Raw genomic sequence first — 20,523 nt, forward strand, 5'->3', positions numbered from 1 at the left:
GCCCGTGGGTTTTTCAGGGGACGATGCTGGTGCCGGGCGCGGAGACGCGCGGTGTCCCTGGCAGCGACCACGGAGGCTGGGACGGAGAGGGAACCATGCGACCGGGCAGACGTGGCGAGGACGCGATACTCCGGCTGCTCAGCCGGGACTGGGCCGGGCTGACCATCGCCCTGCTGCCGGCGGCCGTCGGCGCGTGGTGCGTCACCCTGGGAAGCGGCTGGCGCGTTCTCGGCGGCGTGCTCTGCGCCATGGCCCTCGTCCTCGGTCTGGGGTCTCTGCGCCATCTGGTCCATGTGGCCCGGATAGGGTCGAGGTACCCGCCACCCGGACGCATGGTCGACGTGGGCGGCTACCGCATGCACATCCTCGCCGAGGGAGACGCCGGAACGAGGCCCACCGTGGTCTGGATGCCGGGCGGTCACGCCGGCGGGTACGCCATGTACCCGCTGCACGCGCTGGCGCGCGAACGGACGCGTTCGGTCCTGGTGGACCGTCCGGGTTCCGGCTGGAGCGACCCGGGCCCGTTCCCGCGCACGACGGCAGCCGAAGCCGTCGAACTGCTGACGGCGCTGGAGCGGGCCGGCGAAAAGGGGCCTTACGTCTTCGTGGGGCATTCCCTCGGGGGGCTGCTCATGGCAAACGCCGCCAGGCGCCGCCCCGGTCTGGTGGCCGGTCTGGTCCTGCTCGATCCCACCCCGCCCGACGTCGTCGCCTTCGGCCCCTCGCTTGCGACCCTGCGGCACGCCGGCAGGGACCAGACCGCCCTGGCACTGCGCCACCTCTTCGGCCTCCACGCCCTCTTGCCCAGGGACGAGGCGCACGCTCCTGAGCACCCGACGCGGGTGCTCGCCGTGATCGAGACCAGGACCAAGGCGAGCTGCGCCGCGGCATCGATCCTGCGAGAGCTGTCACCGGACGGCATCGTCCGAAACGGTTGGCAGACGGTCGTACACGACGGCGAGCTCGGCTCGCTGCCCCTGCTTCTCGTGGCCCCACGCGATCTGACGGGCGGCGACAGGATCTTCGACGCGGTCGACGATCCTGAGGAGAGCGCCCGCGTACGGCACTTCTTCCTCACCGTGAGAGACCGCTTCCTCGCGGCCTCCAGCGCTGCCCGGAGGGTCTACACCCCGGAGGGAACCGGCCACGATTTCCCGGACCGCGTCCCCGAATTCGTCATGCAGGCCGTGGGCTCACTGCTGGCCGAACGCGAGTCGGGTGCACCGGACCCGTCCTGATCCCGTCCCGCAGCCACGCTCCGCTCCGGCGCACCTCCGCCCGAACGAATGAAAGGCATCGGCGTCCCCGGGCGCGTCGGCCGAGGTCCGACTACGGTGATTTCAGGTGGGGGACATTTCTGCCCGCGCCGCCGACCAGGCGGTAGTGGCAGGTGCGGCAGCGGCAACCGTGCCGCGTACACAAGAGAGGGTTTGCGCATGGCCCCTGTACTTCCTCCCTTTCTCGTCGGCCTCGTCACGGGCCCTCTCATCAAACGAGTGGCGAAACCGTTGGTGCGGGGCATCATCAAGACGTCGGTCGGCCTGACCCTCGAAGTCAAGCGTGCAGCCATCGAGGCGGGTGAGGAGATTCAGGACCTCACCGCCCAAGTGGCCGCCGAGAAGATGGCGAGCTCAGCTCGCACGCGTCGCGCGAAAGCCGACGGTGAGGTCACGCCGCAGGGTGCCACCGGCTGACCGAAGGGCCTGGGCCTGTCTCGGTTGCAGAGCCTTCCCACCCGTGCTGTTGTGGGATGTGTGGGGCGGGCCTCGGCGTACAGGATCGTTGAACATGACCGGGAACCGGGTGAGAAGAGAAGCCGCCTGGGAGATCGACAGATTACTGAGGAGCCTCGGCGCGAACCCTGCTGACGCGGCTTCGGTTCGCATGCGCATGCGTCAGTATGCGGATGAATGCGGATGCAAGGCGGGTGGGGTCACCCTGATCCTGGCGGGTTGCGGCTCCGTGGCGGCTCTCGTCGCGTATCAGGCCTGGACCGTATCGGCAGCATTGTGGTGCTGCCTCTCCATCATCATCGCTTCCGCGGTCGGCAAAATGACCGGGATACTTGTTGCCACCTTGAGGCTTTTTTCCATGCGCAGGAAGTTGCGTAGCAAATTGCCGGCTGAGGGAGGCGGCCATGTCGGCGTGCACTAAACGGGTGACCCGGATGGTGATCACATGCAAGAAATGGTCACCTTCTGTCGAGTCCACGTGCGCCGAATGGGCGGACCAGGGGGCTCGGAACTGTGCAGGGGGCTTCTTCTGTAGAGCCTGGTACCGGGTGGCCGAGTCGGCCTGTATAGCGTTCGCCGTCATTTGCAAGGCGATCTGCATGCTTTTCTCCTACTTCTTGCAGTTCCTTTGCGTTGCATGGGACGGGTTGCGGTGCGGGCTTGTCTCCGTGTCTCGCAGGAGAGCGCGCGAGCGGGTACCGGTGGAGCATGTGTTCGTCCTCATGCTGGAAAATCGATCCTTCGATCACGTCTTCGGGTTCAGTGGCCTCGAAGGGGTTGATGTCCAGGGAAAGAGCACGACGCTGATCGGCGCCGACCCGACGCGCGACTTCAATGTGGACCCAGCGAACGGTACGCGGTTCCCCGTCGTTCCCGGTGCAGACTTCGCCCTGAAAGGGATCGACAAGGACCCTGGACACGAGTTTTCACAGACGGTCGTGGCACTGTGCGGAGCCGGCAGCACATTCCCACCCACTCACCTGTACCCGACGATCGACAACTCCGGTTTCATCGCCAACTATCGCGCCACCGGCTCCACCACGCCCGAAAGAATAATGAAATGCTTCAGGCCTGAGCAGCTCCCGGTGCTGACCGAACTGGCGAGAGAATTCGCCGTGTGCGACAACTGGTTCTGCTCGGTCCCGGGGCCCACTTGGCCCAACCGCCTGTTCGCCATGGCGGCTTCGTCCGGCGGCCTGGACGGCAGCCCTCGGCCTTCGGACATCATTACTTCCACCACGGTCGAGGGTTATCGCTTCGCCAACGGAAACATATTCGACCTCCTGGATGAATATTGCATCGACTGGCGAATATTCGAGGGGGATGAATTTCCGGTCTCGTTTGCGATGAGCGGCATGGGCCTCAACGCACTGCACGGGCGCTTCACCGATCTTGACAAGTTCAGGGAGGAGGTCAGGAACCCTGACTTCTCCCCCAAGTTTGTATTCATCGAGCCCAGATACGGAGCCCATGGTTTCGATATCACGGGTCCGGGGGATTTCACGTGCGGAAACTCCATGCATCCGCTGGATGACGTAACGAGCGGTGAACGCCTCGTCAAGCATGTTTACGAAGCGATTCGCAATTCGCCGCACTGGGAGAAGAGTCTCCTCATCATCACCTTCGACGAACACGGAGGATTCTATGACCATGTCAGGCCTCCGGCAGCGGTTCCTCCAGGAGATGTGATCACTGACAGCTACGTGCGGAACGGATTCCAGTTCGACGTGCTGGGGGTGAGAGTACCTGCCCTGGTGATTTCACCACTGATCAGGCGGGGCGTGATCGACCACACTCAATACGATCACACATCGATACTTGCCACGGTCGAGCGTCTTTTCGGCATGCACAACCTCACTGATCGAGACGGGACTGCCAACTGCCTGCTCCCCCTCGTGTCGCTGCAGGAGCCGCGCACGGACACGCCGACGATCCTGCCCGATCCAGCCGTCAACACCCACCCGTTGAGTTGTGAGGAGGACGACCTCCCCACCCTGAGGTCGCGGCGGTCCGACCTCCTGACAGCCAGACACCGGAATCTCTACAGAGGCAGGGAGATCCGGCCTCGCCCGGCCGGCCCGACGCAAATCGGCTTCGCTCAGGTGGCTCTGCTTCGGATCCTCAACGAAGCACAGCCACCACGGCACGACGGGTGGATCCAGAGGTACGCGTCGATCGAGTCGAACGTCGACGCGGCGATCTTTATGGTGGATGCCAAGCTCAAGCTGCATCACGGCATCGAACCGCCGGAATTCCAGGGGCGAGATCAGGGGTGATGCGGTCGACGGGGCGGGGGCGGTCCCCAGGGCCGGGGCATCGACCGGGACCGCCCCCGCCGGCTCACTTCGTCAGCGGGCCGAACTCCTTGCGGGTGTCCACCGGCTTGCCGAACAGCTGCCACCGCTCGCCCTTGAACCGCATCAGCTGCATCGTCTCGATCGGGAAGGCGTCACCCGGTGCCGTGGACAGGGTGACTCCGGGCAGCAGCATGCCCACCTTCACGTCCTTCAGGTTGCGCACCGCGTCCCGCAGTCCTTCCCTGGTCGGGCACTTCATCGCGTCCAGGGCCTGGTGCAGGCTGGAGGCGACGGCCCAGCCGTAGGCGTTGAACTGGTTGGCCGGATCGGCGTCGGGGGCGTACTCGTGCAGGGCCTTCTTGTACGTCTTCACCTCAGGGTCGTCCGCCCACTGCGGGTCGGCGGGGTCCTTGAAGTAGGTCGCCGAGACCACGCCCTGGACGTTCTTGAACCCGACGGGCTTGAGCACCGCGGCGGACGAGGCCACGTTGTTCACGATGTGCAGCGGGTTCCACTTGGTGTTCCTGGCGTCGGCGGCGAGGGCCTGGCTGCCGAACTTGGGCGTGGTGATGTCGAGCAGCACGTCCGCCTCGGAGCGGGCGAGGCTCGCCATCTGTGCCGACACGGAGGGGTCGGTGACCTCGTAGCTCTCCGCGGCGACCACCTTGACGCCGCTGCCGGCGAGGGCCTTCTTGAACCCACCGAGGAGGTCCTTGCCGAAGTCGTCGTTCTGGTAGAGGACCGCGACCTCGGCCTTCGGCTTCTCGTCCTTGAGGTACTTGGCGTACACCCGGGCCTCTGCCACATAGTTGGGCTGCCACCCGATGGTCCAGGGGTGCTTGTCGTCCGCGCCCCAGACGGAGGCTCCCGTGGCGACGAAGGGCTGCGGCACCTTCTGCTGGTCGAGGTAGTCCCACACGGCCGCCGTGGACGGCGTGCCCAGGGTCTGGAACACGGCGAAGACCTTCTCCCGCTCGACCAGTCTGCGGGCCTCCTCGACCGCCTTGGGCGGCTGGTAGCCGTCGTCGCGGACGACGAACTCGACCTTGCGGCCGTCTATGCCGCCCTTGTCGTTGACGTGACTGAAGTAGGCGGCAACGCCCTTGCTGATCGTGCCGTACGCGGAGGCAGGTCCCGACAGCGGGTAGATCCCGCCCAGCTTGATGGTCTTGTCGGTGATGCCGGTGGTCTGCTGTCCCTTGCAGGCGCCGGCGGCGGCGGTGTCCTGGGAGTCCTGTCCTCGCCGGCTGCTGCAGGCGGTCGCGGTGAGCACGGCGGCGATCGTGGCCGCGGCCACCCGCAGGGCGGTCGTCTTGCGCATGGGGTTCATTCCTTTTCCGTGCGGGGCGGTGCGCCCACGGGTTCGGCGTCGGCAACGGTGGAGGCAGCGGGGTCGAGGGTTTCGGAGGGGCCGGATCCCGCCCGGGGCTCCGGTTCCGCGTCGGGTGCGGATGCGGTCTCGGGCGTCCGGTCGAGGGTGGCGGTGGTGCGGGGCAGGCGACGGGCGACCGCGCCCAGGACACGGCCCGGCAGACCGGCCAGGCCGGTCGGGGCCACGAACATCACCGTGATGATCAGCAGGCCGAACACCACTCCCGGTGCGGCCTCGCTCAGGTCCTGCGAGACGCTCGGCACGTACATCACGAACGCCGCGCCCAGCAGGGGCCCGTACAGCGAGGCGAGCCCGCCGACGACCAGGCCGGCCAGCAGGGTGATGGACAGGACGAAGCTGAACGAGTCGGGTGAGACGAAGCCGATCACCCAGGTGTACAGACACCCGGCGACACCCGCGAACATCGCGCTCCACGCGAAGGCGAGGGTCTTGTGCAGCGACAGCCGCACGCCCATGACCTCGGCGGCGCTCTCGTTGTCCCGCACGGCGAGCAGTGCCCGGCCGACCCGGGACCGCAGCAGGTTGCGGGCGAGCAGCAGAGCCACCGCGGTGACGGCGAGGACCACGAAGTACATCCACTGGTCCTCGGCCAGCCCGCTCCAGGCGGGTGGCTGCAGCTTGTCCACGGTCAGTCCCATGGAGCCGCCCGTCACCGGTTCGAGCCGCTTGAGCAGGGGTGGCAGGAACACCGCGAACGCGAGGGTGACCAGGGCCAGATACAGCCCGCGCAGCCTCAGGGCGGGCACGCCGAAGCCAAGGCCCAGCAGGAAGCTTGCGGCGGCCGCGACCGGCAGCGTGGCCAGGTGACCGGTGTCGTACCGGTCGAGCATGACCGCCGCCGTGTAGGCCCCCGCCGCGAAGAACGCGCCGTGCCCGAGCGAGATCTGCCCGCCGAAGCCGACCAGCAGGTTCAGGCCGGCCAGTGCGACGGCGTACAGGAGCACCATGGTCAGCTGGAAGACCTGGAAGGGGGCGAAGTAGAACGGTGCGCCGACGGCGGCGGCCGCCGCGAGCAGTACGGTGAGCGCGGCCCGCAGCCGTCGGGCGCGGTCCGTGCCGAGTACGGTCGTGATCGTGCTCATGCGCGTTCCACCGCCGCCCGTCCGAACAGGCCCTGGGGGCGTACCAGCAGCACCGCCAGGATGATCACCAGGGGTACGCCCACCTTCAGATCGGCGCCGACCACATCGACGTACGCCCCGGTCAGCGTCTCGGCGACGCCCACGAACAGGCCGCCGACGACCGCACCGACCGGGCTGTCGAAGCCACCGAGGGTGGCCGCGGCGAACGCGTAGATCAGCACCCCGCCCATCATGTTGGGCTCCAGGAACAGCACCGGGGCGACGAGCACGCCCGACACCGCGCCGACCGTCGCGGCCAGCCCCCAGCCGAGCATCAGCACCCGGCCCACCCGGATGCCCGACAGCCGGGCGGAGGAGGGGTTGCAGGCGACGGCCCGCATCACCAGGCCGACGGAGGTGTGCTGGAACAGCAGGTACAGCAGGCCCATCACGACGGCCACCACACCGAGGATGCCGAGCGTCGACCAGTCCACGCGCACCCCGGCCAGGTCGAGCCCGCCGTCCGGGAACGGCTGTGGGAAGTCCTTCACGGTGAACGACCAGATCAGTCCGGCCAGCGCGTTGACGAGGATGAACAGGCCGACCGTGACGATGACCACCGTCAGCTCGGGTGCTCCCTGCACGGGACGGATGACGATCCGCTCCACCAGCATGCCGCCGGCGAAGGACACCGCGAGGGTGACCGGCAGTGCCAGCCAGAACGGCATCCCGGACGCCACCAGTTGCCAGGCGACGTAGGTGGAGAGCATGGCCAGCTCGCCCTGCGCGAAGTTGACGATCCCGGTGAACCTGTGGATCAGCACCAGGGCCAGCGCCAGGCTCGCGTACACCGCGCCGGAGCCGAGTCCTTCCACCACTTGCTGCAGAAGATCGGTCACGGTGCTCACCCGGCCTTGCGCGAGCTGAAGGAGACACCGAGGTACACCTCGGCGACCTGCCCGTCCTCGCGGATCCGCCGGGCCGGTCCGGACAGCACCAGGCGGCCGGCCTCCAGTACGTGCGCCCGGTGCGCGATGTCCAGCGCGAGCTGGGCGTTCTGCTCGACGACGATCACGGTGGTGCGTTCCTCCTCGTTGACGGAACGGACGATCTCGAACAGCTCGCGGGTGACCAGCGGGGCGAGTCCCAGGGACGGCTCGTCCAGGAGCAGCAGGGAAGGCCGCAGCATCAGCGCCCTCCCGATGGCGAGCATCTGCTGCTCCCCGCCGCTGAGGCTGCCGGCGGCCTGACGCGAGCGCTGGCGCAGCTTGGGGAAGTAGCCGTAGACCCGTTCCAGGTCGGCCGCCACGGCCGCACGCTCGGCACGGCCCCGCCATCGGGGGCCGGTGCGTACGTGGGCGCCGATACGCAGGTTCTCCTCGACGGTCAGGTCGTTGAACGTGCCCCGGCCCTCGGGCACGTGCGCCACGCCGACCCGGGCGGCCTGCTCGGGCGGGCGGCCCAGCAGTTGCGTACCGTTCAGGGTGACCGAGCCGCGGCCGCGGACCATGCCGCACAGCGCCCGCAGCGTCGTGGTCTTGCCCGCCCCGTTGGGTCCGAGGATCGCGCACACCTCACCGCGGGCGACGGCGAAGTCGAGGCCCTGCAGCACGCGGGCCTGGCCGTATCCCGCGTGCAGGTCGGACACCTTCAGGAAGTCCGGCTCCGTACTCGCCACGGCCTCGGTGCGGTCGGTGGTGGGCTCGCTCACGCCGCCACCCCCAGGTACGCCTCGACGACGGCCGGGTCGCGCTGGATCTCCTCCGGCGAGCCCTCGGCGATCTTGCGCCCGAAGTCGAGGCACACGACCTTGTCGCACAGGCCCATCACGAATCCCATGTGGTGTTCGACCACGACGAGCGTGAGGTCGAATTCCGCGCGCACCGAACGGACCAGATCCGCGAATCGGTCGACCTCGCCGTGGCTGAGCCCGCCCACGGGTTCGTCGAGCAGCAGCAGCCGGGGGCGGACCGCGAGCGCCCGGGCGAGTTCGACGCGTTTGAGCGTGCCGAACGGCAGCCCGGAGGCGGGGTGGTCGGCGACGTCCGCCAGGGCGAGCCGCCGTAGCAAGTCGTCCGCCCGGTCACGTAGTTCCCTCTCCTCCCGCCGGACGCGGGGCAGCCGGAGCGCCGCGGCGAGGTGTCCGGTGCGCCCCCGGCTGTGGGCGCCGACCATGACGTTCTCCCGGACCGTGAGCCGCGGGAACAGGCCCAGGTTCTGGAAGGTGCGGGCGATGCCGCGTCCGGCCACAGCGTGTGGAGGGAGGACGAGGAGGTCCTCGCCCTCGAACCGCACGTCTCCCCCGTCGGGGGTGCAGCGCCTGGTGAGGCAGTTGAACAAGGTGGTCTTGCCGGCTCCGTTCGGCCCTATGAGCCCCACGGCGGTGCCGGGCTCGACGGTGAAAGCGACACCGTCCAGTGCCGTGATACCGCCGAAGCGCACGGTGATACCGTCGACCGCGAGCATGAGTGACGCCCCTTCCGAGGTGCTGGGGGGTGAGCGAGCGTCACAGTAGGTGGGGGCGTTCCAGGCGCACATTGGGTGTGAGCACCCAACTTCCCGGTCGCCGGACTGTGCGCCGCGCACAGGTGCCGGGAGATGTCTCGCGCCGGGCCTGTTGACGGAGCACGAGCCGGACGACGACGATCGGCGCCATGTCTCGTGGTCCCGCCCTGGACACTCCCCCGCTGTCCGAACCGATCCGCCGGGAGCGGCGGCGGATCCTGCACGCCGTCCACGACCGGGTCGAGGAGGTGGCGGAGGCCGCGGTGGAGGTGATGCGTACGGAGATCCCGTCGTACGCGCTGCAGGACGAGCGGTTCTTCGCCGAGGTACGGGAGCAGGTGCTGGAGCACTACCGGATGCAGTTGGCGGCGCTGGCCGGAGACCGCGAGATCGCTGCCGAAGACCTCGTCTTCAGCCGCGCGGCGGCCATGCGCCGGGCGCGCGCGGGGTTCGCCCTGGAGGACTGGATCAGTGCCTTCCGGGTCGGCCGGCAGGTGATGTGGGACGCGCTGCTGGAGTGTGCGGGTACGTCCGCCGAGGCCCAGCAGGCCGCGCTGTCCCTCGTCACGCCGCTGATGCGGTACGTCGACTACGCCAGCACCCACGCCGCGCAGGCCTACGTCGAGTTCCAGCAGCACGTGGTGGCGGACGCGGACCGGGAGCGCCGGGATCTCCTGGACCAGCTCCTGGCCGGCGTGGCCCCGACGCGTGGTGCGCTGTTCGCAGCGGCGCAGGCGTACGGCATCGGCCCGCGCTCACCGATGATGGCGGTCGTGGCGATGTGCGTCGGTGACACGCGCACCGGGGACCTCACCACGGCGGAGCACGGGTATGCCACCAGTGCGTCGATCAGCGTCGCCGGGCCCTGGGCCGGCCGGACCCTGGTCGTCGTGCGCCACGGCGAGGTGGTGGCCGTGCCCGTGGTCCGGGCCGGCATGGACGCGGAGGACATATGCGCCCACTTCGAGGCCGTGCAGGAGCGGCTCGCGCGGGAGGGAACCATGCTCTCCATGGGCATCAGCACGGTCGCCCGGGGCGCGTCCGAACTGCCGCGGGCGTACGAGGAGGCGCGGGCTGCCCTCGATCTGGTGCCGAGCGGGGGCGGGGTGGCGGCCCTGCCGCGGCTGTCCCCCTTCGACTACCTGGCGCTGCGCGCCGACGACCTCGCCCGCCAGCTGGTCGATCCCCGGGTGCGTGTGCTGCTGGAGGAGGACCGCAGACGTGGCGACACGCTGGCGGCCACCATACGGGCCTTCGCGGAGGCGGACCTCAATCTGCGGCTGGCCGCCGACCGGCTGCGGGTGCACCACAACACGGCGCACTACCGGTTGCGCCGGATCGAGGAACGCACCGGCCGCAATCCGCGCCGGATCGCCGACCTCCTGGAACTACTGGTCGCCCTCGCCATCCGCGACGGCGCCGCGGAAGGTGAGGATTGCCAGTGAGCGGCATCGTGGAGTCCGCCGGGACCGGGGCGGCATGGCAGCTGCCGGGCGGTCAGGAGGGCACGGCCCCGCCGGCCGGGCCAACCGGGCAGCGGCGAACGGTCCGGCGTGCGCTGCTGGACGCCGCGCTGGAGGTGTTCACCGAACGCGGTTACACCGACGCCGGCCTCACCGAGATCGCGGCGCGCTCCGGCATCCCTGTGGGCAGCCTCTTCCAGCACTACGGCGGCAAGCGAGGGCTTTACCTCGCCCTCTGGGAGGAGTTCCGCGAGGAGCAGGAGCGCCGGACCGCGGCCACGCTGACCTCCGAGCGCAGTCGTGGTGTGGACGACCCCATCGCCCTCTTCGTGGCGGGAGCCAGGGCGTACCTGGAGGGTGCCTGGGACAACCGGCGGCTCGGCAGGCTCTTCGCGGAGGACGACGGGCCCTCGGGCTTCGACGCGCTGCGCCGCCAATGGGACCGCGCGTGGGTACGGCGCAACGCCCGGCTGTTGCAGGTGGACGAGCGGCGACGCGCCGGCCGGGTCCGGGTGAGCGTGCTCACCACCGTCATCGGAGGCGCGGGTCGCGAGCTGGCCGACTGCGCGGACGAGACGGAGGCCCGGGAGATCGTGGACGAGGTCTGCGGCATCCTGGTCCACCTGTCGACACCACCCGGCTGAAAGGCCCGCCCCGCAGACCAGGACAGCGACCGGCGCGATGCCGACGGCCGCACCCGGATCAGCGGTGGCCGGGAAACCGCAGGGCGTTCGCCCAGAGCCGGGTGACCGTGGACACGAGTTCCTCGAAGTCCACCGGGGGGCCCTGTCCCTGCCGTGCCCCGAGCACGAAGGCGTTGTAGGCCATGACGCTGACCATGCCGGACAGCGCACGGGAGGCGATCATGGGATCGACCTCACGGTCGGCGACACCCCGCGCCTGGAGGTCGGCGATGCCGCGCGCGTTCCGGCGGATGAAAGCGTCAGCGCGCCGGCTCCGGAACTCACGGAACTCCGGCTCCACCTGCGCGACCTGTTCGAGCAGTGCCATGAGTTTCGCGTTCCGTCTGTAGGCCTCGAGATACGCGCGGTTGCTCGCCTCGAGCACCGCGTAGGGATCGTCGGCACCCTCCACCCGGCCCATGCCCGGGTGGAGCATGTCCTCCTGTGCCTCCAGCAGGACGGCGGCAAGCACCTCTTCCTTGTTGGCGAAGTAGGTGTAGAAGGATCCCGCCGCGCACCGGGCCTCTTTGGTGATGTCGGTCAGGCGGGTGTCGAGGTAACCGTCCCGTTCGAACACCTTGCGCGCGGCCCTCACGAGAGCGGCCCGGGTCCGCGCTCCTCGCTGCGTCGTGGGCGGCTCTCGAAGGTGCGAGAGGGGTGCCATGGGCGGTGCCTTCTCGCCGTCGGTCTCCTCGGGCGCCGTGCTGTCCATCCCGGAAACTGTACTTGAATGCGACACCATGGTCATGAACAGGAAAGGCCGGGTCAGCCGCTGATCCCGAAGCGTTCGGCAAGTTGACGGCGGGTGTCGGCGGCACTGGTGTGCAGGACGCCCCCGATGCCGAGCCGGGCGGCCCCGTCGAGGTTGTGCTGAAGGTCGTCGATCATGACCGCCTGCCCGGGATCGACACCGAGGCGTTCACAGGCGATCGCGTACATGCGCCGGGAAGGCTTGCGGACCCCGACCTCGGCGGAGATGACGACCGCATCGGCAACAGCGGCGAGGTCGACGCCGTCGTACGTTCCGGTACCGAACGAGTTGGACACCAAGGCGACCGGATGGCCGGCGGTCCGGAGACCGGCGAGCAGCGCGAGCACGTCCTGGTCGATGGAGACTCCCGCCTGCATCCGGGCCGTGAGTCCCTCCGCCGGTACGTCCGCGCCGTGGACGCGGAGACGTTCGGCGAATCCCCGCTCGAAGGTCGCTGTGTCGATCCGGCCGCACTCGTGCGCGGCCAGGAGGGCGCGGGACGGCTGGTCCCGGGCCAGGAGGTCCAGGGGCAGTCGCGGGTCGCCGCCGAGGGAGGCGCCGAAGTCGGTGAAGGCCCGCAGCACACTGGAGGTGATGACCCCGCCGAAGTCCACCAGAACCGCGCTTCGGGTGTTTTCCGCCATGTTCGACACAGTGTCCGCGCCTCTCTCGTGTTGGCTTGCATCTGGCAGGGAGGCCGGGTTCAGGCGACCTCGAACAGTCCGGCTGCGCCCATGCCGCCGCCGACGCACATCGAGATCACCACGTACCGGACCCCTCGCCGCCTGCCCTCCATGAGGGCGTGCCCCACCAGCCGGGCTCCGGTCATTCCGTAGGGGTGACCGACCGATATGGCGCCGCCGTCGACGTTGAACCGCTCCGGGTCGATGTGCAGTTCGTCGCGGCAGTACAGCGCCTGGGAAGCGAACGCCTCGTTGAGTTCCCACAGGCCGATGTCGTCGATGGTGAGGTTGTGCTGCTTCAGCAGTTTCGGGATGGCGAACACCGGGCCGATGCCCATCTCGTCCGGCCCGCAACCCGCGACCGCCATGCCCCGGTAGACGCCCAGCGGTTCCAGTCCGCGGCGCGCGGCTTCGCGCGCCTCCATCAACACCGAGGCGGAGGCCCCGTCCGACAACTGGGAGGCGTTGCCCGCCGTCACGCTGGAATGCGCGCTCACCTGGCCGTCGGGCAGCACCGGCGCCAACCCGGCCAGGCCCTCGAGCGTCGTGGACGCGCGGTTGCCCTCGTCCCGGGTCAGGGTGACCTCCTCGTCCCGTACCTCACCGGACTGCTTGTCGAGAACCTTCTTGACGCTGCGGAGCGGGACGATCTCCCGGTCGAACCGGCCGGCCTCCTGCGCCGCCGCGGTGCGCTGCTGCGACACCAGCGCGAACTCGTCCTGGCGCTCCCGGCTCACGCCGTAGCGTTCGGCGACGATCTCCGCCGTCTGGAGCATCGGCATGTAGATGGCCGGCTTGTGCTCGACCAGCCAGGGATCGGCCATGCGGTGGGTGTTCATGTGGTCGTTCTGCACCAACGAGATCGACTCGACGCCACCGCCGACAGCGACCTGCATGCCGTCCGCCACGATCTGCTTGGCGGCCGTCGCAATGGCCATCAGGCCGGAGGAGCACTGCCGGTCGATCGTCATTCCCGACACGGAGTCCGGAAGTCCGGCACGCAGAACGGCCTGACGCGCGACATTGAAACCGGAGGACCCCTGCTGCGCGGCGCAGCCGAAGATCACATCCTCGACCTCGCCCCCCTCGAGCCCGGCGCGCTGCACCGCGTGCGAGAGGGCGTGGGCGGCGAGTTCCTGTGCCTGGGTGTCGTTGAACGCCCCACGGTAGGCCTTTCCGATCGGCGTCCGTGCCGTCGAAACGATGACTGCTTCCCTCATGTCGCCTCACTGTTTCCTGTGGGTCCGGTTCGCCCGGGGCCGTCGGGGTGGGAATGTGGTGCTGCGCGAGCCGGGTGTCGAGGCCGGCAGGCGGTGCCGAGCGCCGGCTACGGCGCGGCGAGGGCTCGTGAACCGTCCCCTCCGGTGGCGGAGAACCATGGCAGTGGGGGGAGTCGGCCTAGGGCGCCGTTATAGTTGAATCCGGCGTCAACTTCAACTGGCCCGGGTCATGGGCTTCCCCTTGACAGCCCACCCTCACACCTGAAGGCTACCGACCAGTCGGTATGAGGAGGCGGAGTGTGACCGAGTCGAGCAGCTCCACCGCCGCGGGCGCGTTCGAGGCGCTCGTGGCCGGTCCGCACCACGGCCGCCCGGTGCTGCCGCACGGCTCCCCGCAGACGGGGCTGGTATGCCACCGGCGGATCGAGGCGCCGACCGCGCAGGGCTACCCGATGGTGGCGCCCGACCAGCGCGGATACTCCCCCGGCGCCCGCCCTCAGCGACCCGGGCACTTTGACGAGCCCGCTCGCCCACGACATCCAAGGGCTTCGCGACCTCTACGGCGAAAAGGTCCCGCAGGACAGCGCCGAGACCTGCCTACGGCGCCTGTCCCAGCCGGCGGCTCTCACGGCAGCGCTGTACTGGTACCGGGCCGGCCGCCCCGACGGCGGGATCGGCGTCGTCGACGTGCCCACGCTGCACGCCCGGAGCCCGGAGGACAGCGCCTTCGGCACGGTGGCCGCACAGGAGACCGGGCGTTGGGTCAACGGGCCGTACCGGTCCGAGCCCCTCAGGGTGTCGGCCATGGGGTCCCCGAGGAGGCACCGAGCCGCCTGCTGCTCGAACACCTGCGAACGCACCGCGAGTGCGCAACCGCAGCGAACACCCCGCTCATCGACTCTCCGAAGAGGTGACCCCATGAAGACAGCACGCGCGGCCTGGCGCCGCCTCGAGCCCGTACACGGCATGATCTACTTCGTCCCTGAGGCACGGCGGCGGTACGCGGCTCTCGGACTGAGCGGACGCGCCGGGTACTTCGCCTCCCGCAGCGCCGCCTTCGGCCGGGCATCGGCCGAGCTGATCATCTCGACCTTCTACAACTTCAACCCCGCTTTCGTACGGCGGACGGTCGAGGGGGTCTGGGACACGACGACGCCGCAGCAGGTGCTGGACGCGCGGTACGCCGCGGCGGGCGAAGCCCTGCGGCGGGCAGGAATCCACGAACTGCCCCACCTGGACGAGGTCCTGGCGCTGACCCGCCGGGCAGCGGAGGCGGCCTGCGAACACCCCCAGGGCCGCCCGCTGTTCGCCGCGCATGCCGCCCTTCCCTGGCCGGAGGAGCCGGTACTACAGCTGTGGCACGCTCAGACGGTGCTCCGGGAGTTCCGTGGAGACGGCCATGTCGCGTGCCTGCTGAGCGAGGGAGTCGGAGGCTTGGAGGCCCTGATTCTGCACGCCGCCACCGGCGACGTCCCTGTCGACTTCCTCAAGGCGAGCCGCGCCTGGCCCGAGGACGAGTGGGCCGCCACCCGGGAGCGCCTGCGCGAGCGAGGCCTGCTCGACGGCGACGCCCCCAGCTCGGAAGGCGCACGCCTGCGCCGACACATCGAGGACCGCACCGACCGTCTGGCCCTTCCCGCCTACGCCGCCCTGGGTGACGCCGGCTGTGAGCGCCTCGCCGAACTCGCGAGCGCCTTCGGCCACGCGGTCGTCGAAGCCGGCCTTCTCCGGCTCGGCTGACCGCCGAACCGCCACCGGGGCGGCGGTTCCCCTGAGAGGCCGACCCCGGTAGCGCGCTTCCGGTCGGCCGCTGGGCCGCCGGAGGTCAGCGGTTGATCATGTCCCGGGTCTGGGCGTAGACCGTTGCGTCCGTGAGAAGGCCCGTGTGGCTGAGGCAGGCGGTCCTGGTGTTCGCCGCTCCGGAGAAAGCCGGAACCGCTGCGCATCTCGGTGCGGGAAGTGTCGAAGCGGCTGTTGGCGCTGTCGGCAACCGTCGGTTCCGAATCGGTCGGCCATGGTGTTCCAGTTGCCCGCGTCACCGGTGTATCCGTGCACTGTCCGTGCACGAAGGGCGGGATCGCCGGCCGAGTTGAAGGTGGAGCAGCGCTCGACGGCTCGTTCTGAGCGGGGCCGCGAGGGCGCCTCCCGGATCACGGGAGCGCTGCCTGCGGCCGGGCGGGCGTGCGGGTGCGCGCCGAGGGACCGGCTCGCCGCGGCCGCACGGGGAGCACACCGGACGTCGTTGAGGGTGGCGTGAGCGTACTGACCAGTAGTTGTGAGAGGTCAAGAGGCGTGCGCCGAGTTCCTCCGCCCGGCCGCCCGCTCACGTCGAGGTGACGCAGACGCGGCTGGACCGACGGCGGCTTCCCCCTACAGGCGCCGTCTCTATCCGGTCATTCCCCTGCCGGCCGGTAGACAACGGAACTCCTTGAATGGAACGCTCCCTACAGAGCGCGGACGGTTGACGCGGACAGTTCACGCGGACGACTCCGGCGGCAACCCCGTCATGCAGGCGCCGTTCGCAGTCCGCCCTCTCCCGCCGCGGCCCCGCCATGCCGCTCCAGCGCCACACCGCAGGGCGCCCGGCCGCGTTTCTCGCACGAGCCGCATCGCGTACCAGCAGGAAGTCCTCGTCGCAGCCGAGTCCTTGCCCGTTCTGGCATCAGCCGAGTCCTCCCCCTCGCCCCCTTCCCTTCCCTTCCCTTCCTCACCGAGAGGAGTTCACCTGATGCACGTCCGAACCAGTCCGGCGGCACTGAGCCTCGTCCTCGCCGCGGCAGCAGCACTCGCCGCCCCCACCGCCCGGGCCGCCGAACCCACCGAGTTCACTGTGGACACCACGACCGACGCGGTCGATGCCGACCCGTCGGACGGCCTGTGCCGCACCGCGTCGGGGGCCTGTAGCCTGCGCGCCGCGGTGATGGCCGCCAACGCCCGTCCGGGCAGCACCATCAGCCTGCCTCCGGGCCGTTACCGGCTGAGCATCCCGCCGGATCCTCGCAAGATCATCGGAGACCACCCCGACCCCACCACGGGTGACCTGAACGTCGACGCCCCCACCACGATCCGCGGCTCCGGCGCACGGACCACCGTCATCGATGCCAACCAGCTGGACCGTGTCTTCCGCATGCAGGCGGACACCGGGCTGTCCGATCTGACGGTCACCGGGGGCCTGACGAAGGAGCGTGAACTGCCCATAACCGATACCGGTGGCGGCGGTATCGCCAACGGACATCACATGACGCTGCGCCGGGTCGTCGTGACCGGGAACTCCGCCGGCTATGGCGGTGGCATCTTCAACATCCCCGGCTCGCACCTGGATCTGGTCGACAGCACCGTCAGCGGGAACGTCGCGGGAGAGGCCGGCGGCATCCGGTTCGACGACAGCGGCACCGTGACCAACTCGACCATCGCCGACAACACCGTGACGAACCCCGGCGACCGCCCCGGCAGCCTCGCCGGCTACGGCGGCGGGATCGACATCCGCGGCCGGGGCCCCGTGGAAATCCTCAACTCCACCATCTCCGGCAACATTGCGAGTGACGGTGGAGGCGGAATCAACATCGCCCCCGCCTACCTCGACAGCCTGCCGTCCCCGATCCCCGACGTTGTGGACCTACCGCTGGGTCGGCTGACCCTGCGCAACTCCCTCGTCGCCGGCAACACCGTCGACGGCAAGCCCGCCAACTGCAAGAAGGCCTTCGCCACCATCGCCTCGGAGGGCCACAACATCGACGGTGACGGCAGTTGCCGACTCACCGCCGCGGGCGACCTGCCCAGCCGTGCGCCGCTGATCGGCCCGCTCGCGGACAACGGCGGCCCCACGGACACCGCCGCCCTGCTTCCGGGAAGCCCCGCCCTCGACGCGGCGACCGACTGCCCGGCCACCGATCAGCGCGGTGTCGCCCGTCCCCAGGGCGCCGCGTGCGACATCGGCGCCTACGAGCACACGCCATGACCACACCGCTCGCACCGGTATCAGGAGATGCGATGAGAGGACCCCGCCTGCGCACCACCCTGACCCGCCCCGTGATCGCGGTTCTGGCCCTGCTGCTGGGCTCGCTCGCCGCTCCCCCGCCCACGGCCCGGGCCGTTGCCGCTCACGACTCCCTGGTCGTGCGCACCGACCACGGCCGGGTGCGCGGCACGGCCCACCGCGACGGCCTCCGGGTGTTCCAGGGCATCCCCTTCGCCGCCCCGCCGACGGGCGAGCTGCGCTGGCGCCCTCCGCAGCCCGCCGAACGATGGCCCGACGTGCGGGACGCCACGGCACCGGCCCGCCCCTGCCCCCAACCGCCGCTGACGCTGCTCCCCGACGGCGGCCCCGTCCTGCCCGGCGAGTCCAACCGCACCGGCAGCACGACGGAGGACTGCCTGTACCTCAACGTGTGGACACCCGCGCGCGCCGGCGGCCAGACCCTCCCCGTGCTGGTGTGGCTGCACGGCGGCGGCAACGCCTACGGCGCCGGGAGCGACTACGACGGCTCGGCGCTGGCCGCGCGCGGAGTGGTCGTGGTGACCGTCAACTACCGCCTGGGAGCACTGGGGTTCCTCGCCCATCCCGCCCTGTCGTCGGAGAGCGGGGACCACGCCTCCGGCGACTACGGCCTGATGGACCAGCAGGCCGCGCTGCGCTGGGTCCGCCACAACATCGGCGCCTTCGGCGGCGACCGCGACCGGGTGACCCTCGGCGGCCAGTCCGCCGGATCGGTGGACACCTGTGCCCACATCGCCTCCCCGACCGCCGCGGGCCTGTTCCAGCGGGCCGTTCAACAGAGCGGGAGCTGCGCCTCGGAGGGCGCACTGACACCGCTCACGCTGGGCGCGGCCGAGCGGAGGGGAAGCGACTTCGCGGCCTCGGTCGGCTGTGCGGACCCGACGACCGCGGCGACCTGTCTGCGTGCCCTGCCCACCACCGAACTCCTTCGCGGCAGCGGAACCGGGCCGGCGTCCTTGTGGGGCCCCAACACCGGGCCGGGTGTCCTCCCGCGTGCTCCGCGCAGGGCATGGGCCGAGGGACGAGTGAACGCCGTCCCGACACTGAGCGGCAGCACCCATGACGAGTACCGGTACTTCACCGCGCTGTACGTGGACCTGCTCGCCGGCGGCCCCCTGACCGCCGCCTCGTACGCCGCCCTGATCGGTGTCCAGCACGGCGGTCGCGCGGCGGCAGTCCTGCACACGTATCCGGTCTCGGCTTATCCCTCCCCGAACCTGGCCTATTCCGCCGTCAACACCGACCAGCGGTTCGCCTGCCCGGCACGGGCCGACAGCCGGCTGTACGGCACCCGGGCACCCGTCTACGCCTACGAGTTCCACGACCCCCAGGCACCACCGTTCATCCCGGCGCCGCACACACCGCAGGGCGCGTTCCACGCCTCCGAACTGGCCTATCTCTTTCCCATGGACTCCCTGCACCTGACGCCCGCCCAGCGGCGGCTGTCCGCCACGATGACCGGCTACTGGGCACGGTTCGCGGCCACCGGTGACCCCAACGGCTCCCGTGCCCCCGCCTGGCCTCGCTACACGGAGGAAGGGGACCGCATCCAGGTGCTGGCGCCGGACGGTGCCGCATCCACCACCGGTTTCGCGACCGACCACCACTGCGCGTTCTGGGCTCCACTCCGCCACGTCCCGGGGAGCGGTGCGATGACGTCGAGGCACCTGCGGCTGCCCGTCATTCCGGGTCCGTGACGTCACGCGATGGAGCGCCCTCGCCCAGGGTCCCGCGCACCACAACGCCGTGGTGAGCCGCGAGCGCCAGCAAGGCGACGCCCAAGGGACCGGTCTCCAGCACGGCGTCCGGTTCGAACCAGCGGGCGACGGCGGTGCCGCTCGCCATCCTGAGGGTGAAGCGCGCCAGTTCGTCGGCGACCTCGGTGCGGTCGTCCAACCCGAAGACGGCGGTCAGCGCGTCCTGGGCCCAGGCCACCAGCGCGTCGCGGTAGTGGTGCACCTCGGCCACGGCCGCCGCGCTGGCGTCCTGCCGCACCATGCCCAGCCCCAGCAGCAGTTTCAGACCGTGCGGGTGGCGCTGGAAGGCGTCCTCGACCTCCGCGAGGAAGGCGTCCAGGCGCTGCGCGACATCGGCCCCCGGCACCCCGGGCGGGGGCAGAGCTGCCAGCAGCGCGGTCCTGGCGCGCTCCAGCACAGCGACGTAGATGCCGTCCTTGCTGCCGAAGTGCCAATAGATGGAGCTGGCAGGCAGACCGCACTCGGCGGAGATCATGGAAATGGACGTGGCGGCGTAGCCGTACCGCGACATCAGTTCGCCGGCGGTGTCGAGAATCGCGTCACGGGACCGTGCGCCGCGGTCCTGGGCCGGTGCCTCCGTCATACAGCAGACTCTAGGCGAGAAGCCGGTGTCCTCTCGGCCTCGCGCCGAATCTCGGCCTCGCATCCGGCCGCGTGCAGTGACCGCGACAGGTTTCGTCAAAGGGAGGACTTCCCCAGGCCTTGCGTGACGGCACCGCGGACCTGGCCGTGGCCGCCTGGGCACCCCGCGGCAGCACGCTCTGGCGACCCGGCTGCTGTCGCGGGAGGAGACGGCCCCGGTGTCCGCCCCGACGACGCACCCGCAACACGCCCGGCAGCGGGCGGGCGTCGGCGCGGTGCGTTCACAACGCGCACGGCTCACCGGTCTTCTGATCGACCTCTACCCGGCAGGTGTCGAGCAGAACCAGCAGATCGCCGCGGGGTGTTTCGAGCCGGCCCGGCCCCGGTCGACCGGCGAG

18 protein-coding genes are annotated in these 20,523 nt (G+C 70.1%); 9 read left to right on the forward strand and 9 right to left on the reverse strand.

Features of this window, described 5'->3' with window-relative positions; translation table 11 throughout:
- Positions 1–95 precede the first annotated feature (95 nt).
- The 4 genes from ACZ4U1_RS01335 (at position 96) to ACZ4U1_RS01350 (ending at position 4,009) form a co-directional block, all read left to right on the forward strand.
- The gene (locus tag ACZ4U1_RS01335) at positions 96–1,238 is read left to right on the forward strand and encodes an alpha/beta fold hydrolase (RefSeq protein WP_467898071.1); all 1,143 of its coding nucleotides are present in this window, start codon (positions 96–98) and stop codon (positions 1,236–1,238) included.
- A gap of 198 nt (positions 1,239–1,436) precedes the next feature.
- The gene (locus ACZ4U1_RS01340; protein ID WP_467898073.1) at positions 1,437–1,694 is read left to right on the forward strand and encodes a DUF5132 domain-containing protein; all 258 of its coding nucleotides are present in this window, start codon (positions 1,437–1,439) and stop codon (positions 1,692–1,694) included.
- 94 nt (positions 1,695–1,788) lie between these two features.
- Entirely contained in the window at positions 1,789–2,154 is a 366-nt protein-coding gene (locus tag ACZ4U1_RS01345) for a hypothetical protein (protein WP_467898076.1), read from the forward strand.
- Positions 2,155–2,281: 127 nt separating this feature from the next.
- The gene (locus ACZ4U1_RS01350) at positions 2,282–4,009 is read left to right on the forward strand and encodes an alkaline phosphatase family protein (protein WP_467898079.1); all 1,728 of its coding nucleotides are present in this window, start codon (positions 2,282–2,284) and stop codon (positions 4,007–4,009) included.
- Positions 4,010–4,073: 64 nt separating this feature from the next.
- Here ACZ4U1_RS01350 and ACZ4U1_RS01355 read toward each other — a convergent pair whose 3' ends face one another.
- From ACZ4U1_RS01355 to ACZ4U1_RS01375, 5 genes are read right to left on the reverse strand one after another with little or no spacing between them, the layout of a single operon-like run.
- Positions 4,074–5,351, reverse strand: a complete 1,278-nt coding sequence (locus tag ACZ4U1_RS01355) for an ABC transporter substrate-binding protein (RefSeq protein WP_467898082.1) — start codon at positions 5,349–5,351, stop codon at positions 4,074–4,076.
- A 5-nt stretch (positions 5,352–5,356) separates the two neighbouring features.
- Complete coding sequence (locus tag ACZ4U1_RS01360; RefSeq protein WP_467898084.1) at positions 5,357–6,505, reverse strand: branched-chain amino acid ABC transporter permease; 1,149 nt, start codon at positions 6,503–6,505, stop codon at positions 5,357–5,359.
- On the reverse strand, positions 6,502–7,383 hold the full coding sequence (locus ACZ4U1_RS01365) for a branched-chain amino acid ABC transporter permease (protein WP_467898086.1): 882 nt from the start codon (positions 7,381–7,383) through the stop codon (positions 6,502–6,504). Before ACZ4U1_RS01365 ends, ACZ4U1_RS01360 begins: the two co-directional genes overlap by 4 nt.
- Before the next feature lie 5 nt (positions 7,384–7,388).
- The gene (locus ACZ4U1_RS01370) at positions 7,389–8,195 is read right to left on the reverse strand and encodes an ABC transporter ATP-binding protein (RefSeq protein ID WP_467898090.1); all 807 of its coding nucleotides are present in this window, start codon (positions 8,193–8,195) and stop codon (positions 7,389–7,391) included.
- On the reverse strand, positions 8,192–8,950 hold the full coding sequence (locus tag ACZ4U1_RS01375; protein WP_467898092.1) for an ABC transporter ATP-binding protein: 759 nt from the start codon (positions 8,948–8,950) through the stop codon (positions 8,192–8,194). The genes ACZ4U1_RS01370 and ACZ4U1_RS01375 overlap by 4 nt, the downstream gene beginning before the upstream one ends.
- A 188-nt stretch (positions 8,951–9,138) precedes the next feature.
- Between ACZ4U1_RS01375 and ACZ4U1_RS01380 the strand changes: the two genes are divergently transcribed.
- Both ACZ4U1_RS01380 and ACZ4U1_RS01385 read left to right on the forward strand, forming a co-directional pair.
- Positions 9,139–10,434 (forward strand): PucR family transcriptional regulator, encoded by a 1,296-nt coding sequence (locus ACZ4U1_RS01380; protein ID WP_467898095.1) that lies wholly within the window; start codon positions 9,139–9,141, stop codon positions 10,432–10,434.
- Positions 10,431–11,096: a TetR/AcrR family transcriptional regulator gene (locus tag ACZ4U1_RS01385; RefSeq protein WP_467898097.1), complete on the forward strand. Its 666-nt coding sequence runs from the start codon at positions 10,431–10,433 to the stop codon at positions 11,094–11,096. The genes ACZ4U1_RS01380 and ACZ4U1_RS01385 overlap by 4 nt, the downstream gene beginning before the upstream one ends.
- A gap of 58 nt (positions 11,097–11,154) precedes the next feature.
- On the opposite strand, the gene ACZ4U1_RS01390 is transcribed toward ACZ4U1_RS01385, so the two are convergent.
- The 3 genes from ACZ4U1_RS01390 to ACZ4U1_RS01400 are packed head-to-tail and all read right to left on the reverse strand — an operon-like array spanning position 11,155 to position 13,789.
- Positions 11,155–11,847, reverse strand: a complete 693-nt coding sequence (locus ACZ4U1_RS01390) for a TetR/AcrR family transcriptional regulator (protein WP_467898100.1) — start codon at positions 11,845–11,847, stop codon at positions 11,155–11,157.
- A 53-nt stretch (positions 11,848–11,900) separates the two neighbouring features.
- Positions 11,901–12,530, reverse strand: a complete 630-nt coding sequence (locus ACZ4U1_RS01395) for an HAD family hydrolase (protein WP_467898103.1) — start codon at positions 12,528–12,530, stop codon at positions 11,901–11,903.
- A 59-nt stretch (positions 12,531–12,589) separates the two neighbouring features.
- Positions 12,590–13,789 carry an acetyl-CoA C-acyltransferase gene (locus ACZ4U1_RS01400; protein ID WP_467898106.1) on the reverse strand — a complete coding sequence of 400 codons (1,200 nt, stop codon included), beginning with the start codon at positions 13,787–13,789 and terminating at the stop codon, positions 12,590–12,592.
- A gap of 918 nt (positions 13,790–14,707) precedes the next feature.
- Between ACZ4U1_RS01400 and ACZ4U1_RS01405 the strand changes: the two genes are divergently transcribed.
- The 3 genes from ACZ4U1_RS01405 to ACZ4U1_RS01415 all read left to right on the forward strand — a co-directional run bounded on the left by ACZ4U1_RS01405 (position 14,708) and on the right by ACZ4U1_RS01415 (position 19,483).
- Positions 14,708–15,529 (forward strand): SCO6745 family protein, encoded by an 822-nt coding sequence (locus tag ACZ4U1_RS01405; protein WP_467898109.1) that lies wholly within the window; start codon positions 14,708–14,710, stop codon positions 15,527–15,529.
- A 988-nt stretch (positions 15,530–16,517) separates the two neighbouring features.
- Positions 16,518–17,747 carry a choice-of-anchor Q domain-containing protein gene (locus tag ACZ4U1_RS01410; RefSeq protein WP_467898111.1) on the forward strand — a complete coding sequence of 410 codons (1,230 nt, stop codon included), beginning with the start codon at positions 16,518–16,520 and terminating at the stop codon, positions 17,745–17,747.
- A gap of 32 nt (positions 17,748–17,779) precedes the next feature.
- A complete protein-coding gene (locus ACZ4U1_RS01415) occupies positions 17,780–19,483 on the forward strand; it encodes a carboxylesterase/lipase family protein (protein ID WP_467898114.1) in 1,704 nt (567 codons plus the stop codon).
- On the opposite strand, the gene ACZ4U1_RS01420 is transcribed toward ACZ4U1_RS01415, so the two are convergent.
- Complete coding sequence (locus ACZ4U1_RS01420) at positions 19,467–20,126, reverse strand: TetR/AcrR family transcriptional regulator (RefSeq protein WP_467898117.1); 660 nt, start codon at positions 20,124–20,126, stop codon at positions 19,467–19,469. The two genes, ACZ4U1_RS01415 and ACZ4U1_RS01420, sit on opposite strands and share 17 nt — an antisense overlap.
- Between the last annotated feature and the right edge of the window lie 397 nt (positions 20,127–20,523).

Source organism: Streptomyces sp. NPDC028928, assembly GCF_055564915.1.

Coding starts and splice junctions, on each gene's coding strand:
- ACZ4U1_RS01335 (WP_467898071.1), top strand. CDS start 96: ATGCGACCGGGCAGACGTGGCGAGGACGCGATACTCCGGCTGCTCAGC.
- ACZ4U1_RS01340 (WP_467898073.1), top strand. CDS start 1,437: ATGGCCCCTGTACTTCCTCCCTTTCTCGTCGGCCTCGTCACGGGCCCT.
- ACZ4U1_RS01345 (WP_467898076.1), top strand. CDS start 1,789: ATGACCGGGAACCGGGTGAGAAGAGAAGCCGCCTGGGAGATCGACAGA.
- ACZ4U1_RS01355 (WP_467898082.1), bottom strand. CDS start 5,351: ATGCGCAAGACGACCGCCCTGCGGGTGGCCGCGGCCACGATCGCCGCC.
- ACZ4U1_RS01360 (WP_467898084.1), bottom strand. CDS start 6,505: ATGAGCACGATCACGACCGTACTCGGCACGGACCGCGCCCGACGGCTG.
- ACZ4U1_RS01375 (WP_467898092.1), bottom strand. CDS start 8,950: ATGCTCGCGGTCGACGGTATCACCGTGCGCTTCGGCGGTATCACGGCA.
- ACZ4U1_RS01380 (WP_467898095.1), top strand. CDS start 9,139: ATGTCTCGTGGTCCCGCCCTGGACACTCCCCCGCTGTCCGAACCGATC.
- ACZ4U1_RS01390 (WP_467898100.1), bottom strand. CDS start 11,847: ATGGACAGCACGGCGCCCGAGGAGACCGACGGCGAGAAGGCACCGCCC.
- ACZ4U1_RS01395 (WP_467898103.1), bottom strand. CDS start 12,530: ATGGCGGAAAACACCCGAAGCGCGGTTCTGGTGGACTTCGGCGGGGTC.
- ACZ4U1_RS01400 (WP_467898106.1), bottom strand. CDS start 13,789: ATGAGGGAAGCAGTCATCGTTTCGACGGCACGGACGCCGATCGGAAAG.
- ACZ4U1_RS01405 (WP_467898109.1), top strand. CDS start 14,708: ATGAAGACAGCACGCGCGGCCTGGCGCCGCCTCGAGCCCGTACACGGC.
- ACZ4U1_RS01410 (WP_467898111.1), top strand. CDS start 16,518: ATGCACGTCCGAACCAGTCCGGCGGCACTGAGCCTCGTCCTCGCCGCG.
- ACZ4U1_RS01415 (WP_467898114.1), top strand. CDS start 17,780: ATGAGAGGACCCCGCCTGCGCACCACCCTGACCCGCCCCGTGATCGCG.
- ACZ4U1_RS01420 (WP_467898117.1), bottom strand. CDS start 20,126: ATGACGGAGGCACCGGCCCAGGACCGCGGCGCACGGTCCCGTGACGCG.